This window comes from Shewanella sp. SM68 (assembly GCF_025653925.1).
GTDB classification, from domain to species: Bacteria; Pseudomonadota; Gammaproteobacteria; order Enterobacterales; family Shewanellaceae; genus Shewanella; species Shewanella oncorhynchi.
Genome location: NZ_JAKKRU010000001.1, coordinates 179,979 through 194,969, shown reverse-complemented (window position 1 = coordinate 194,969; position 14,991 = coordinate 179,979). Strand labels below are relative to the sequence as shown.

At 44.2% G+C, this 14,991-nt stretch carries 11 protein-coding genes and 3 tRNA genes; 6 read left to right on the top strand and 8 right to left on the bottom strand.

Annotation, left to right across the window (positions count from 1 at the left end):
• The first annotated feature begins 16 nt into the window (after positions 1–16).
• From ccoS to ttcA, 5 genes are all read left to right on the top strand, one after another.
• Complete coding sequence (gene ccoS / locus L5M40_RS00845; protein ID WP_263175492.1) at positions 17–265, top strand: cbb3-type cytochrome oxidase assembly protein CcoS; 249 nt, start codon at positions 17–19, stop codon at positions 263–265.
• The gene (locus tag L5M40_RS00840; protein ID WP_173244912.1) at positions 262–954 is read left to right on the top strand and encodes a sulfite exporter TauE/SafE family protein; all 693 of its coding nucleotides are present in this window, start codon (positions 262–264) and stop codon (positions 952–954) included. The genes ccoS and L5M40_RS00840 overlap by 4 nt, the downstream gene beginning before the upstream one ends.
• A gap of 55 nt (positions 955–1,009) precedes the next feature.
• Positions 1,010–1,762: an electron transport transcriptional regulator EtrA gene (etrA, locus tag L5M40_RS00835; protein ID WP_006081599.1), complete on the top strand. Its 753-nt coding sequence runs from the start codon at positions 1,010–1,012 to the stop codon at positions 1,760–1,762.
• A 222-nt stretch (positions 1,763–1,984) separates the two neighbouring features.
• Positions 1,985–2,917 carry a universal stress protein UspE gene (uspE, locus tag L5M40_RS00830; protein ID WP_105252478.1) on the top strand — a complete coding sequence of 311 codons (933 nt, stop codon included), beginning with the start codon at positions 1,985–1,987 and terminating at the stop codon, positions 2,915–2,917.
• Between the two features lie 78 nt (positions 2,918–2,995).
• Positions 2,996–3,964 carry a tRNA 2-thiocytidine(32) synthetase TtcA gene (gene ttcA / locus L5M40_RS00825; protein ID WP_263175490.1) on the top strand — a complete coding sequence of 323 codons (969 nt, stop codon included), beginning with the start codon at positions 2,996–2,998 and terminating at the stop codon, positions 3,962–3,964.
• 184 nt (positions 3,965–4,148) lie between these two features.
• Here ttcA and L5M40_RS00820 read toward each other — a convergent pair whose 3' ends face one another.
• Positions 4,149–4,772 carry a DUF2987 domain-containing protein gene (locus tag L5M40_RS00820; RefSeq protein ID WP_263149188.1) on the bottom strand — a complete coding sequence of 208 codons (624 nt, stop codon included), beginning with the start codon at positions 4,770–4,772 and terminating at the stop codon, positions 4,149–4,151.
• Positions 4,765–5,577: a glucosaminidase domain-containing protein gene (locus L5M40_RS00815; protein ID WP_028759975.1), complete on the bottom strand. Its 813-nt coding sequence runs from the start codon at positions 5,575–5,577 to the stop codon at positions 4,765–4,767. The genes L5M40_RS00820 and L5M40_RS00815 overlap by 8 nt, the downstream gene beginning before the upstream one ends.
• Before the next feature lie 310 nt (positions 5,578–5,887).
• Here L5M40_RS00815 and L5M40_RS00810 point away from each other — a divergent pair, with 310 nt between their 5' ends.
• A complete protein-coding gene (locus L5M40_RS00810; protein ID WP_263143457.1) occupies positions 5,888–6,808 on the top strand; it encodes a YvcK family protein in 921 nt (306 codons plus the stop codon).
• Between the two features lie 113 nt (positions 6,809–6,921).
• Here the strand turns inward: L5M40_RS00810 and L5M40_RS00805 are convergent, their stop codons facing one another.
• The 6 genes from L5M40_RS00805 to L5M40_RS00780 all read right to left on the bottom strand — a co-directional run bounded on the left by L5M40_RS00805 (position 6,922) and on the right by L5M40_RS00780 (position 14,544).
• On the bottom strand, positions 6,922–8,115 hold the full coding sequence (locus L5M40_RS00805; RefSeq protein ID WP_263161140.1) for an amino acid aminotransferase: 1,194 nt from the start codon (positions 8,113–8,115) through the stop codon (positions 6,922–6,924).
• 392 nt (positions 8,116–8,507) lie between these two features.
• A tRNA-Leu gene (locus L5M40_RS00800) sits at positions 8,508–8,594 on the bottom strand.
• A 49-nt stretch (positions 8,595–8,643) separates the two neighbouring features.
• Positions 8,644–8,717: transfer RNA gene (locus L5M40_RS00795), tRNA-Cys, on the bottom strand.
• A gap of 24 nt (positions 8,718–8,741) precedes the next feature.
• Positions 8,742–8,817, bottom strand: a tRNA-Gly gene (locus tag L5M40_RS00790).
• 985 nt (positions 8,818–9,802) lie between these two features.
• Positions 9,803–10,732 (bottom strand): diguanylate cyclase, encoded by a 930-nt coding sequence (locus L5M40_RS00785; RefSeq protein WP_218678307.1) that lies wholly within the window; start codon positions 10,730–10,732, stop codon positions 9,803–9,805.
• A 5-nt stretch (positions 10,733–10,737) separates the two neighbouring features.
• The gene (locus L5M40_RS00780; RefSeq protein ID WP_218678306.1) at positions 10,738–14,544 is read right to left on the bottom strand and encodes a CHASE domain-containing protein; all 3,807 of its coding nucleotides are present in this window, start codon (positions 14,542–14,544) and stop codon (positions 10,738–10,740) included.
• Positions 14,545–14,991: the final 447 nt, after the last annotated feature.

The window sequence follows — 14,991 nt, the reverse complement described above, 5'->3', positions numbered from 1 at the left end:
ATACTAAGAGGTCATTATGGAAATTATTTATGTGCTTATCCCCATTGCCATGATCTTCGTCGCCATTGCGGTAATGGTATTTTTCTGGGCAGTGAAATCTGAGCAATTTGACGATCTTGACCGTCAAAGTGTTTCTATATTGTTTGATGAAAGTACTGATAAACCAGGCCATCTACCCACCCCCGCCATTCAGTCAACAGCAGAACATGATGATATCGCAGCGCAGCAAGCGATAAAAAATCAGCAAAAAGGCATGCCTTTGTGATTGAGTACAATGTCACCGGTGCCTTTCTCGTCGGCTTGATGGGAGCTGCACATTGTTTTGGTATGTGTGGCGGTTTAGTGGGCGCGTTTTCCGCCCAAATCCCTCATCCTAAAATAGGTAACCATCTGGCCCATCAGCTTAAATATTTACTGAGTTACAATTTAGGCCGTATTTTAAGTTACACCTTAGCGGGCGGCTTAGTGGGCGCATCGTCGGCAGGTCTTGGTCACTTATTTGAGCTGGATATTTATCTGATTGTCCTGCGCATGATTGCCGGACTAATGATGATCGCCACAGGACTTTACATCGCTAAAATTTGGGTTGGTATAGTGCAAATTGAGCGTGTAGGTCAATGGCTATGGCAATATTTAAAACCCATAGCGCAGCGCCTTGTTCCAATCAAGAATCCGAGCCAAGCAGTCATGGCGGGATTCATTTGGGGCTGGCTCCCCTGCGGCCTCGTCTATAGCACCTTAACTTGGTCGGTTGCATCTGGCTCTGCCAGCCAAGGCGCCTTAATTATGTTAGCCTTTGGCTTGGGTACTTTACCCGCCCTATTAAGTGCTGGCGTGGCGGCAAAACGCCTTGCTGCATGGGTACAAAAGAAAACCGTTAGACTATTGAGCGGCTTACTGTTAATTGCCTTTGGTGGTCAAACTTTATATATCGCACTCGCGCAGCTAAACTAGCCCAAGTGAGTGAATTGGTTTAACATGGTTGCAGTGGATAAACTTGAGAATCAACATGACAATTGAACAAAATAAGAATCGTCGTCCTGCCGCTAGCGGATGCACAATCCATTGTCACGATTGCAGTATGGGTACCCTTTGTATTCCTTTTACCCTCAATGCAAGTGAGCTAGATCAGCTCGATGATATTATTGAGCGTAAAAAGCCAATCCAGAAAGGCGAGCAAATTTTTAAGTCAGGTGATGCATTGAAATCCCTGTTTGCGATCCGCTCTGGCACCATCAAAAGTTACACTATTACCGAGCAAGGTGATGAGCAGATAACTGGCTTCCATCTTGCGGGTGATGTGATTGGTTTTGATGGTATTCACGCTCAGTTACATCAGAGTTTTGCACAGGCCCTCGAAACCTCTATGGTTTGTGAAATCCCCTTTAATATCCTCGATGAACTTTCGGGCACTATGCCTAAGTTACGTCAGCAGATCATGCGTCTAATGAGTAATGAGATCATGAGCGATCAAGAAATGATCCTGCTGCTCAGTAAGAAAAATGCCGAAGAACGTTTAGCAGCGTTTATCAGCAATTTAGCAAATCGTTTCGGCAGCCGTGGTTTCTCACCTAAAGAATTCCGTTTAACCATGACCCGCGGTGACATTGGCAATTATCTCGGTTTAACCGTTGAGACCATCAGCCGCTTACTTGGACGCTTCCAAAAGTCAGGCTTGATTGAAGTTAAGGGTAAGTACATCACTATCCTCGACTCGCAAGAGCTAAATCTGTTAGCGGGTAATTCTCGCATCGCGAGATAGTCAATCGCAAGAGCATTAACCGTGAGAGGTCAAGCCTAAATAATTGTCGCCAATAGCATAACAGTTTAATGGTAAAAGCTGTGCTTGCTAGACATGTCATGCAGATTAAGGCATGATTTTTAAGCGAGTTTTAATCAATTTCAAATGAGTTTGATCTAGAACAATACAGCTCACTGCCAAAGGCTCATGATGATATTGAGCCTATGACTAAAGGAACCAAACATGAAGGATTATCAAAAAATACTGGTTGTGGTTGACCCTACCACTGAAAATCAAGTTGCCCTTGCACGAGCGGTCGCCTTGGCCAGTAAATGCAACGCTCAAGTCACTGTGTTTCTTTCTATCTTCGACTTCTCTTACGAAATGACTTCGATTCTGTCGAATCAAGAACGCGAAGCCATGCGTCAAGGTGTCATAGATCAACGGCTCGCTTGGATCCAAGACTTACTCGCCGCTTATACTCATCTGCAACTCAATATCGATACTCAAGTCATTTGGCATAATCGCCCCTTTGAAAGCATTATTAATCATGCTATTTCAGGGCAATACGATTTGATTGTTAAAGGCACCCATGCCCACGACAAACTCAAGGCGGTGATCTTCACTCCAACTGATTGGCATTTAATGCGTAAAGCCCCTGTGCCAGTGTTGATGGTGAAAGCCCATGACTGGCCAGCCGCGGGCAAAATCCTCTGTGCTGTGAATGTGGCAACCGAAGATACCGATCATCAAATGCTTAACGGTAAAATTATTGAACATGCAAAAGATTTGGCGAAAAAGTTCTCTGCTGAAGTACATTTAGTCAATGGTTATCCCGGTACGCCAGTTAACCTAGCCATTGAGCTTCCTGACTTTGATGCCCAGTCATACAACGAAACCATTCGCATGCAGCATGAGCAGCGCGTGAGTTATCTTGCGGGCGCTTATGATATTAATCCAAGTCATTGCCATGTAAAAGAAGGTTTACCAGAGGATGTGATCCCTGAGCTGGCTGAAAAACTTGATGCTGAATTGGTGATCCTAGGGACTGTTGGTCGTACCGGATTTTCAGCAGCACTGATAGGCAATACCGCTGAACATGTTATCGATAGCATCAACTGCGATTTATTGGCTATAAAGCCCGACGGTTATAAATCACCGTTAGAAGAAGCCTAAGCAATACGCGGCTCTTTACCCCGCCAAAGATAGCTGGAATAATACGCGCCCTGAAACTGTGTTACTGGGCGCTTTTTTATGCTTGAAGCTATATCTGAAGTTACGGTAAATCCTATGCCGGAAGAATTATCAAAAAAACAAACTACCCGTCTGAATAAATTACAGAAGCGGCTTCGTCGTGAAGTGGGCAGCGCGATTGCCGATTACAATATGATTGAAGATGGCGATAAGATCATGTGCTGCCTCAGTGGCGGTAAAGACAGCTACGCCATGCTCGATATTTTGATGAATCTGCAGCAACGCGCGCCCATTCAGTTTGAAATCATTGCGGTTAATTTAGATCAGAAGCAACCGGGCTTCCCTGAACATGTATTGCCTGCCTATCTCGATAAGCTCAATGTGCCTTATCACATCCTCGAGAAAGATACTTACTCGATAGTGAAAGACAAAATCCCTGAAGGTAAAACCACCTGCTCCTTGTGCTCTCGCCTGCGCCGCGGCACGCTTTATGGCTTTGCTCAGCGTATCGGCGCCACTAAAATCGCCCTAGGCCATCACAGGGATGACATTATCGAGACCTTGTTCTTAAATATGTTCTTTGGCGGTAAGATGAAAGCAATGCCGCCAAAGCTGCTGTCGGATGATGGCGCTAATATCGTCATACGTCCCCTAGCCTATTGTCGCGAGAAAGATCTCGAAGAATATGCCAGCTTAAAAGAATTTCCAATCATTCCATGCAACTTGTGTGGCTCACAGGAAAACTTAAAGCGCGCCGCAATCAAAGACATGCTAAATCAATGGGATAAACAATACCCAGGACGCATTGAAACAATATTCACCGCCATGCAAAACACCGCACCATCACAGGGTGTTGACCGTGAGCAATTCGACTTTGTGTCTCTAACACGTGACCCTGATGCGCCTATGCGTGGTGATGTTGCTGAAGCCAATCTACCTGCATTCGATTTTCTTGATATAGCCAATAGCGGTCGTATCGATTTGGATGCAGCAAAACGCATTGATATTGTTAACACTTACGAAGTCTAACTTAGACTGAATTTAGCGCCTAATCAGTAAGAGAAGTTAACGCAACGAAAGTAAGCAAGATAAATTAGCACAACAAAATGCCCACTTAATGTGGGCATTTTTATGGTTACAGAATAAGTTTATCTTTGAGCCAGCGCTTGTGAATCGCTTATCTCAAGACGCCTATTCAAAAAATACAAAATGATTACTTCACCCAAGGACTCAAGACTAATGGCTGGGCACTGAAGCTTAGCGTGGTGATGCTTTCAAGCTCATTAGCGGCTAATTTATAACTGCCTTTTATCGCTTCTTCTCGACCATTAAGGCGTACATAGACTTCTTGTTCAGGTGAGAATTCAAAGTTTAAGCCAGTAATGGATTCCCTAAAATAACGCATCGGGAAGCCTTGCATAGCACCGAGCAGCGTGTCCATCTCAGTCATGATTTGTTGTAAGCGCGTTTTATCGTACTCGGCTAATGTCTGTTTTGCTCTAACTTGCATTGCAATACCACATCCCTCAGCGCTGCCAGCGAAATTCAGATTAACCAAGGCTCGCTGATCTTTTAAATCATCATCTAAGGGAATGAATAACCGCTGTGCATCAGTATACGTCAGTGGCGTTGAGGTTTTTTCACTGGAAATAGAACCACTTTGGATCAAACAATTCTTTTGCATTGGAACACTAAAAGCCACTTCCACGAGTTGATAACCGCCTTTATTGACTTGTTTTAACCTATCATAAAAGCCTTTATATTCAAGGGATACAGTTTCTGCGGCGGCGCTAGTTGCCAACAAAAACAGGCTACTAAACAACAGTTTTTTATACATCGACATTCACCAAATATTTTTCATTATGACGTAACATATCAAGCAGCTCATCAATATAAGCTTCTTGTCTTTCAGAATAATTCACTAAACCGTAAATCAATTGATCCGCTGTTGGCTCTAGCTCCTGTGAACGTAAATCAGCTCGAATAGAGCGAAATAACGCATAGGCAGTATTAGAATTTAAATTACGCATATAGGATGAAACCGATTCATCGACCGATGAAAACACTTTCACCTCATGACTTTTACCCGAACCACGTGAGGACGGCACTATGCCGCAGCCAGAAGTAAAACACCATTCACCAAAAAAGTTAAAACCTTCTCTGGCAAAACGTGAACTCCCCCAACCCGATTCATTCGCGGCTTGAATTAACACCATAGATTCCGGCACGATATCGACACGTTTAAGTAAGCTTGCTAATGACTTAGCATCTACGTTACGCGCCGCATATTGGTATTTATCAAATAACGCATTGATCTGCGCTAATTCAGTATCAGATAAACTCTTACCATTATCGACTAAGGCAAGCATCTCATTGATAAAGCCACGCTCCATCAAGATAATGGCATTCTGTTGCTGAACAATCGGCCGCAGGAAATCAAAAAAAGCTTTCTTCTTTTCGGTAATGTCGCTGATCGCTGAAAAGTCAGGGACTTGCGTAACAGGATCGACATCGCTGACGAATTGGGGCGCAATAGCGGATGAGTCATTCGAGTGAGGAATGATCCAAACTCGTAATGCAAAAATCGCCACTATGACCATGGCTAATGCCAATGTAAACGAACCGATTCTACCCGTTTTCAATCATTCACCTTAGGTGTAACGCCCTTATTGGGCAAATAAAGGCCGGATTATAAGCTATTTGTCAGATTTCACGAAATTTGCCCATCATCATGTTCACGAACTCAGGTACAATATTACGCCTGAGGCACCATTATCGAGTCGAGCTTGCTATTACGCCGTCGTTTATAGATGCAAGCATTTGACTGAGTATTTATACTAAGGTTCCTTAGCGTTATCACCATTGCACAACGGTTCATGAGTCATCCCGCTTATAGCGACAATGGATGGCTATGACATTAAATTTTCGGGTATTCAGGAAGGAAAAACCCAGATGCAGCATTTGATGTTAAATCAATTTGAACGTGTCGTCGCCATCGGCGGAGGCCATGGTTTAGGCCGAGTATTATCCTCGCTCGATTTTTTAGGCAACCGCCTTACAGGGATTGTCGCCACCACTGATAATGGTGGTTCTACTGGTCGACTGAGAGCCGAGCAAGACTGTATTGCTTGGGGAGATTTACGTAACTGCTTATCCCATTTAGCTAATCGTCCTTCCGTTGGCTCGCAATTGTTCGAATATCGTTTCCAAGGTGCCACTGAACTCAGTGGCCATAATTTAGGTAATTTAATTTTACTGGCTCTTGATCAACTCTGCGTTCGTCCATTAGAAGCGGTTAATCTCATCCGTAACTTACTTAAGATAGAAACCCAACTTATTCCCATGTCAGAGCAGCCCACTCACTTAGTGGCCCTGCAAGCCTGTGGCAGTAAAGTCTTTGGGGAGATCAATGTCGACAGTATGGATGAAGCGCCTATCGCGCTCTGCCTTGAGCCACAGGTCGATGCCACCTTTGAAGCCTGTGAGGCCGTGAGGCACGCAGATTTAGTTATCCTAGGCCCTGGGAGTTTCTTAACCAGTATCATGCCGCCGCTGCTGTTACCTAAGTTCGCGAAAAGCCTCGCCGCTACTAAAGCACAGGTGATCTTTATCGATAACCTTGCCGAAGAGGCCTCACCCGCAGGTCGGTTTAGCATTGAGCAACGTATCGCTTGGTGTCACCAAGTGATTGGCAAACCCATTATTCACAAAGTACTTCGCCACGGTGAACAAACGCGTTTAGGGCCACTGATCAACTATTTTCCGTTGAAGAACCGCCATAATCCCAATCTACATGATCAAGCTAATTTATTAGATGCATTAAGCGCCCTGCTGCGGATCAATGATCTCACTCAACAACCGCTTGCCTGCTAGCTCTGACCTGTTAATCATTCAATCGAAATAATAAAGGACAGCAAATGCTGTCCTTTATATTGTAAAGCTAAAAGGAATGTCCCTTTAGTCTGTCTATAGGGCTGCTATAACCATTACAACACTTGTGCTATGGCTTTACAGATAACAGGCATATTCGTCTTAGTCATGCCTGCAACGCTAATGCGTCCAGAGCCGACAATATAGACACCAAACTCGTCTTTCAAACGTGCCACTTGGGCTTTGTTTAAACCTGAGAAACTGAACATGCCATTTTGGCGAGAAATAAAACTGAAGTCCTGAGTCACGCCCTCAGCCTTTAAGCTATCAACAAACAGAGTACGCATTTCGGCGATACGTTCACGCATCTCTTTGACTTCCTGCACCCACATGGCTTTCAGAGCTGCATCATTTAATATCGTGCTGACGATCAGTGCGCCGTGGGCTGGCGGATTAGAATAATTGGCGCGTATGGTACGTTTCACTTGGCTAAAAGCACGTACGGCAGCATCAGCATCTTCAGCCACCACAGTCACGGCGCCAATACGCTCGTTGTATAGACCAAAGTTTTTAGAGAAAGAGTTAGCGACCAGCAACTCAGACACTTTAGACGCGACTAAACGCAGACCTGCCGCATCTTCTTCAATGCCAGCACCAAAACCCTGATAAGCAAAGTCAAACAGTGGCACGAGTTTCTTATCAGCACACAATTGAGCAACAAGTTCCCATTGCGCCAACGTTAAATCGATACCCGTTGGGTTATGGCAGCAACCGTGTAGCAGCACGACATCGTCCGCATTGGCGTGAGACAAGTCAGTCATCATGGTATCGAAATCGATGTCATGGGCTTCTGCTTTGTAATAACCGTACTCTTTAACCGTTAAACCCGCCGTTTCAAAAATATTTTGATGGTTGGCCCACGTTGGATTGCTCACCCAAATAGTGTGCGAATCGGTATTACGCAGTAAAAACTCAGCAGCAATACGCAGTGCTCCTGTACCACCAGGTGCTTGCGCTGTGGCAGCACGGCCAGAAGAAATTAATGCACTGCCTTCGCCAAACAACAATGTTTGTACTACACGGTTATAAGCTTGAACGCCTTCAATGCCTAAGTAGTTTTTGGTCTTCTCTTGCTCAAGTAAAATGGCCTCGGCTTTTTTCACTGAAGCCAGAACGGGAGTCTGTCCTGCCTCATCCTTATAAATGCCAACACCAAGATTAACTTTATCCTGACGCGGATCAGCTTTAAAGGTATCGGTTAAACCAAGAATTGGATCAGCGGGTGCGAGTAATACTTGAGAGAAAATCATGACTACGTATCCTAATATGCGCGTGTAGGGGAAATTTCGGCTTATTTATACCACTGTCTTTAAGGGGGTAATAGCGACTTAAGTCCCTTCTTAGGGAAATTATTACACTATTGTCGATTCAATAATAAAAAGTACATTTTATTACGCAATTATTAGCCAAATAGTGAAATTACTTAAATAAAGCGATTTACAACATCTAGATCACAAAATCACTCAGTTTTATATTGTAGAAAAGAAACAGGTCAGAAGTCGCAATACTGAATGAATAAAATAGTGGGCTTGGGCCTAACCAATCTATAGCTGTAGTGATACTAGATTAAGAATCATGAAATGTGGGTGTAGAAGTTATAAAGCAAAAAAGCCCTGACATCAGTCAGGGCTTTTCTGTTTTTTGGTACCCGAGGCCAGACTTGAACTGGCACGCTGTTACCAGCGAGGGATTTTAAATCCCTTGTGTCTACCGATTCCACCACTCGGGCAAACTCTTTATATTAACGACGGGAATCGTGTCATTAATACTTTAATCTATGGAGGCGCGACCCGGAGTCGAACCGAGATCGACGGATTTGCAATCCGCAGCATAGCCATTCTGCCATCGCGCCCAAACTGCCAAATTTATTAAAATTTGGAGCGACATATCGGGTTCGAACCGATGACCTATACCTTGGCAAGGTATCGCTCTACCAACTGAGCTAATGTCGCCTATCATTGCGCTTAATCATTTGAACTCATGCTCGGCATGCTTTCCCCTGACTGCGGATTGGCATTCTACCGATTTAGACCTCAGAGTCAATCAACAATTTTTAAAAAATGATCTAAGCCGTATCGTTTGCCCAATAAACCGCCACACCTCAGTAAAGTTGATGTTTCATTCATCAATTTAGGCTTTGTACCGATACTGATGCCGATGCTACCGCTAATTAAACGCGGCAGATAAACAAGGGATCATGGTGAGCTATGGAGTCGAGTCCAATAAAATTGTAGAAGTATAGAAAAACAAAAGCGCCCCGAAAGAGTATATAGTAAAAACAGTGTCTATTCGCGTGTGAGTGAGTGACAGGGCTTTACATATAACGTCAGCGGCTTTCATTTCAAACGTACATACTGTGTATAATGGTATGTACGTTTTTTATTTGCGCCGAGTCCTTCGGCGGTAACCATTCATCCATGAATTTTTGTTCAGTGTTTAATTGCACCTTGTGAGTGCGACTTGTTCCAACAAGTCGGGAGAGATAGGAGTTACGTCATTGGTTTAGCAGGACGGGGATAGTTATTTGCGGCAAGTACAGAGTTGTCGCCGCATCCATGCGGCTTTGACAGTTCAGTTGTTCACTCATTGATTCACCTTCTTGATTAATTGCACTTAATTTACCACCACATTGCAACCGCTCCTTACCACGTGTTGCAAATTAATCGCACCACAACTTTCACGGAAAGTACCACTTCGTCGGATCTCGGCTTTGTGCCAGAAGCGGATATTACAATGTGCAGGTATTAAAGTCCGCTATTAGTCGTTAGCAGAACGTTAGTGTAAGGGCGATGAGCAGCGCAGCGGGTTATGGTCCCAGTATTCTGTGTAAATTATCTTGGCCGGTTTCAATATTATGCTGTAAAAATCATGGTAACAACAGAGTTTAAAATTAATCACTCATAGATAGTAATTTTTTGGTAATAGGTTTGCCAGACCTCACGCTAGTACAACCGAATAGGTATTACGACCACGTTGTTTACTTAAATACAGCTGCTGGTCTGCCAGTTCTATAATATTACTATCGTAGCCTTTCGCTTCATCGGCGACGGCAATGCCAACACTGATGCTCAGTTTGGTGGCGGGAGTTTGGGGGTGTGCGATATCTAATTCCAATACATGATGCAGCATCTTTTTTGCCACGGTTACTGCGCCATTTATATCGGTATCGGCTAGCAACACTACAAATTCTTCACCTCCATAGCGGGCGACCGTGTCAGCCTGTCGCCCGTTATGCTTTAGGGCACTGGCCACTTTACGTAAAGCATCATCTCCTGCTAAGTGGCCAAACGTATCGTTATATTTCTTAAAGTAGTCGATATCAATCATCAATACTGCAAGAGGACTCAGTTTACGTCTATGTTGGGCAAGTTGGATTGATAAAACGTTATCAAAATAGCGGCGGTTATAAATACCGGTTAACCCATCCAGATAAGCGAGAGAACGCAGTAAGTCAGCTTGTCTTTTCAGGGCTAAGTGAGCCTTTACCCGGTTACGTAATGTATTTGTATTAAATGGCTTTTGAATAAAATCGACGCCACCTGCATCCCAGCAGGCATCTTCATCCGTTTCATGCTGCAAGCCTGTGACGAATATGACCGGGATATCTGCCAGTTGTTTATCGGCTTTTAATTGCCTGCATGTTTCTAATCCATCCTGCTCAGGCATTACTACATCTAACAAAATGAGATCAGGCCGACTGTCGTGGCAAACTTTTATTGCCTGTTTGCCGCTTGTGGCCATCAGAATATTGTACTCGTTGCCTAAAACCTGAAAGACAATCTGAATATTAATAGGTTGATCATCGACAACTAAAATGGTTGCAGGGAATTGGCTGATAGCTACATTTGGTATAGTGTCAGCTGACATATAAACTACTCTTTGAATTGACTTAACATTTTATCAACTATCACGACTGCTTGCTCAAAAGTCAAGTTGACTAGAGCCTCTTCAAGCTCTTTATTTAGTTCAGGTGTTTGAGCCTGCAGTGACGGTGCCAATTGCTGATAAAGTGGCAACGCTGCCATGTTGGCAAGATTGAGATGTTGCTTTAGCGTCATTAACTGAGCTGCCTGTTCCGTCCGGCTAACAGGGGCTTGTGCGGTAGCTATTTGCTGTTCCACTTGTAATAATTTCACCAAGTCTGTAGCGGTGTTAAGAGTTAACTTCAGTATATCCAGAACGTTGTTATCTACCTGATAACCGTCATCACTGTGCTCACGCAGCTCATCTTCCAAGCGGGCAGTAAGCTTTGCCAGATTGCTAAAGCCAAGTGTGCCTGCAGCACCTTTTAAACTATGAAACAACAATCGTGCATTACGACGGGTAAGTGTTTTATCCTCTAGTTGTTGTAATGCTTGCCTAAGGTCCTGCTCAAATTGCTTTAATACATTGACATAAATCGTCAGGGAATAACCAAGGCGCTGAACAGCAGCTTCGAGTTCAATATGATGCTGCTGGCAGAACGCTAACGCTGCCTGATCAAAATTCAGGTTTGATTTATTAACTTGTTTGACGTGAGGTGCTTTTTCTGCTTTATGATGGCTGAGAATTTTGGTCGTCAACTCGTTAAGATCAAAAGGTTTTGCGATGTGGTCTTGCATACCTGCTGCCAGGCAAGCGGCTATATCATCAGACATGGCGTGCGCTGTAATAGCAATAATCGGCAGCAACTGATGTCTAGGTAGCTTTCTAATCTCACGAGTGGTTTGATAGCCATCCATTCCCGGCATTTGTATGTCCATCAGTACCATATCAAAGTGCTCTGCCGTACTTTCCAGCATCTCTAACGCTTCCTCACCGCTGCTAGCAATTTTGATGGTCGCCCCTAGTTGCTGCAGTAACTCACTGGCAACCAGCTGGTTCGTCAAATTATCTTCTACCAGCAGTAAGGATATTCCCTGCAATGGCAGCTCGTGCGGGAGGGGGGAGGTCGGGAGCGACAGGTCGAGATCGCCAAAAACAACACTCTTTACTGCCTGTAACATCATATTTTTTGTAACAGGTTTAATTAAAAATCCATCCAGATAGCGCTCATAATCGTTATTTTGCTCATCGAGCAGTTCTTTTCCATGAGCGGTAATCATTACAATCAGTGAAACCACGCTACTATGCAATTCCCGTAGCTCGCGAGCGAAGGTTAGGCCATCTTTACCCGGCATACGCCAGTCTACGAAAACGACATCATAGCGAGTACTATCGCGGTGGGCTTGCTTGACTAATAGTGACGCCTCTTGCGCATCGGACGCAATCTTTGCCTGCCATCCCAACGAGACCGCAATACCTTGTAAAATTATTCGCGCACTGTCGTTGTCATCGACAATCAACACGCTCAACTTTTCATTACTACGAGTAAACGTTTGAGAGTTTTGGATCGCCCTCTTCTCCGCATTGCGTACGACGACGTTAAAGCTAAAGGTACTTCCACAACCAAATTCACTCTCTACGCCGATTTCACCACCCATCAAATTCACCAAGCGCTTACTGATGGCTAAACCTAAACCTGTCCCGCCATAGCGACGACTTATTGAAGAATCTGCTTGTTGAAAACCGGAAAAAAGAGCGTTCTGTTGCTCCAGCGTGATACCGATCCCAGTATCTTTAATACTGAAAGACAAGTTAATCTCGCCCTCTGGCAGTGATTGAGACCTAATTGAGATGAGTATTTCACCCTTATCAGTAAATTTTATGGCATTGCCGACCAGATTTATCAGGACTTGTTTAATACGGAAACTATCACCTAACAAATGCTCAGGCACATCCGCTGTGACATCGTATAGCACTTCCAATCCTTTTTGCTCTGCACTAGATGAAAAAACAAGGCCGATATCCTGCAGCAAATCCGTCAAACTAAATGGATGCGGGTCTAGCTCCAACTTACCGGCTTCAATTTTTGAGAAATCCAGAATATCATTTAACAAGGTAAGCAAAGACTTAGCTGCACTATAGGCTTTTTCTATATAGTCGGCCTGGCGTTGATCCAGCGTGCTGTTGGCTACCAATTGTAATAATCCCAGAACTCCATTCATCGGCGTGCGGATCTCGTGGCTCATATTTGCCAAAAACTCAGATTTTGCTTTATTAGCAGACTCAGCTTGTTCTTTTGCTTGTGCCAGTTCCGCTTCGTATTTAAGTTGTTTAGTTAAATCAAACGCGATACCAAGAAAGCCTGCTAGCTGACCTTGCTCATCTTTTAGTGCACTGAGATTTAGTTTTACTTGCACCTGTTCACCGGTTTTTGTCAGGTAGGTCCAGCGCACATTATCCGTTTGCCCCAGACGCGCTTTCGCTACAAGGGTTTCAAAACCGACCGCGATGTTGCTACCGAGCTCAGTGGTCAGCTTAGCGGCATGGTGCTCCACTTCTGCGGGCAGATGAAAAATAGACGGGGTTTGTTGGAAAAGGACCTCCTCTGCGCGATAGCCTAAGAGTTTTTCTGCTGCTGGATTAAAGGCCGTAATAATGCCTTCTTCATCGGTAGCGATAATGGCGTAGCCCGCGCTGCTAAGAATACTGCGCTGCAAGATATTAACACGTGAAATCTCCGCCGTTCGCAGTGCGACCTGCTGTTCAAGCTCAGCATTCGCTTTTAGTAAAGTTTGCTCTGCAATACTTGCCAGCTCCTGCTTATGACGGATTAACTGACTTCTGCGCATTAACATAAGTTGCAGTAGATACACGCCAAAGGCCAGGATGGTACTGACTGCCATTACTTCAAAAAATAAGCTGGTGCCAGAGCGCAGTTGCAGTTCATTAATAAAGCGATTGGTTGGCGTAAGCGACAGCTGCCATTGGCGGCCAAATACAGAGAGATTTAATTTATGTTGTAGAGCAGCGTCGTAAGTGTCTTTCACTTCTTGGCTGAAGAACTCGATTGGCGTTTGTTCGGTAATGTCACTGATTTGCAGAAAGACATCGTTTTCCAGACCAGCAACTGAATTAAGGACGTCGTTAATCAGGATTGGGGCGTAACTCCAGCCAAATAAATGTTCAAGCCGTTGCCGACTATCTTGTGGCACGGTTGTTGTTTTATATACCGGCATTAACATTAAAAAACCCTGTTGAGCTCGCTCATTTGCTTGTACTAAGGTAATGGGCGCTGTTAACCTCACATCGTTATTGAACGCCGCATCTAATGCTGCCTTGCGGCGCATTGCTTCGGAACCAATATCAACCCCCACGGCCTCTCGGTTGTTTTGCTCAGGTTCAATATAGGTGATCACAAAAAGGCTATCTTGGTGTGGCGTAAGCTGCCTGATTTGGAAGTTGTAGCTTGGTCGCTCGGCAGCCATCCGGTCTAGAAATGCCGCAGTTTGGTTTGGTTCAACTTTGATGATTAAACCAAAACCATGAGCCCCTGGAAACTCCCTTTTATAGTCTCGCACTTGCGTATAGACCTGCATATCGTTGTAATCAAAATGCTCAGGGGATAGCGACATTACTGCACCACGGGTGCCGCGCAAACCATATTGATACAGCGTGACCTTTTCCTGAACCCCTTCTGCAATTAGATTTAACCTGACAGTAACCGCATCACTAATTCGCTTTGCTTGGGTTTGTTGTTGCTGATCTACCATGGATGTTGCCACAAAGTAGCCAATAACTAATAACCCTAACGGTAGCCATAATGACATTAACCAACTGCGTAATGAAAATTTGGGAACAGAGATAAGTGACTTCATTTAATGCTCAGGAGGCTCCGATTGATATAAAAAGGGTAGGGCCGATAATTTAGATGGAAAACCAAAATCAAATTCAGAAACAATCCAGCAACTGATTTGCCTGTAGGACTCGCTCATTATGAAACAGTCGCACCAGCGCGCCGTGTTTTTAAAACAAGTTGAGCCAACCAGTAAATTAGAAACTTATTAAAAATATCAATCTAAGCTCAAAAAGCAAAACTTTCAAGTTGCATTGAGCTTATGTCGATATGAATAGTCATATTTAATCTACAGAGCAAGGACAAATTAGCGCCCCCTAACATTGTCAATCCAACTTAATTGCGTGATCTACGGAAATCAATAGAAGCAGATCGCTTTGAAGATGATTGTTGTAGTAAAAAGTTAGCTTGCCTTACTGAGAAGCACGATCCGAGTGACAATCAACTCGACGAATGGATGCTGGACACT

What these genes read in the sequence shown, in the direction of transcription:
- ccoS (WP_263175492.1), top strand. Translation starts at nt 17, where the DNA reads ATGGAAATTATTTATGTGCTTATCCCCATTGCCATGATCTTCGTCGCC.
- etrA (WP_006081599.1), top strand. Translation starts at nt 1,010, where the DNA reads ATGACAATTGAACAAAATAAGAATCGTCGTCCTGCCGCTAGCGGATGC.
- uspE (WP_105252478.1), top strand. Translation starts at nt 1,985, where the DNA reads ATGAAGGATTATCAAAAAATACTGGTTGTGGTTGACCCTACCACTGAA.
- ttcA (WP_263175490.1), top strand. Translation starts at nt 2,996, where the DNA reads ATGCTTGAAGCTATATCTGAAGTTACGGTAAATCCTATGCCGGAAGAA.
- L5M40_RS00820 (WP_263149188.1), bottom strand. Translation starts at nt 4,772, where the DNA reads ATGTATAAAAAACTGTTGTTTAGTAGCCTGTTTTTGTTGGCAACTAGC.
- L5M40_RS00810 (WP_263143457.1), top strand. Translation starts at nt 5,888, where the DNA reads ATGCAGCATTTGATGTTAAATCAATTTGAACGTGTCGTCGCCATCGGC.
- L5M40_RS00805 (WP_263161140.1), bottom strand. Translation starts at nt 8,115, where the DNA reads ATGATTTTCTCTCAAGTATTACTCGCACCCGCTGATCCAATTCTTGGT.
- L5M40_RS00785 (WP_218678307.1), bottom strand. Translation starts at nt 10,732, where the DNA reads ATGTCAGCTGACACTATACCAAATGTAGCTATCAGCCAATTCCCTGCA.
- L5M40_RS00780 (WP_218678306.1), bottom strand. Translation starts at nt 14,544, where the DNA reads ATGAAGTCACTTATCTCTGTTCCCAAATTTTCATTACGCAGTTGGTTA.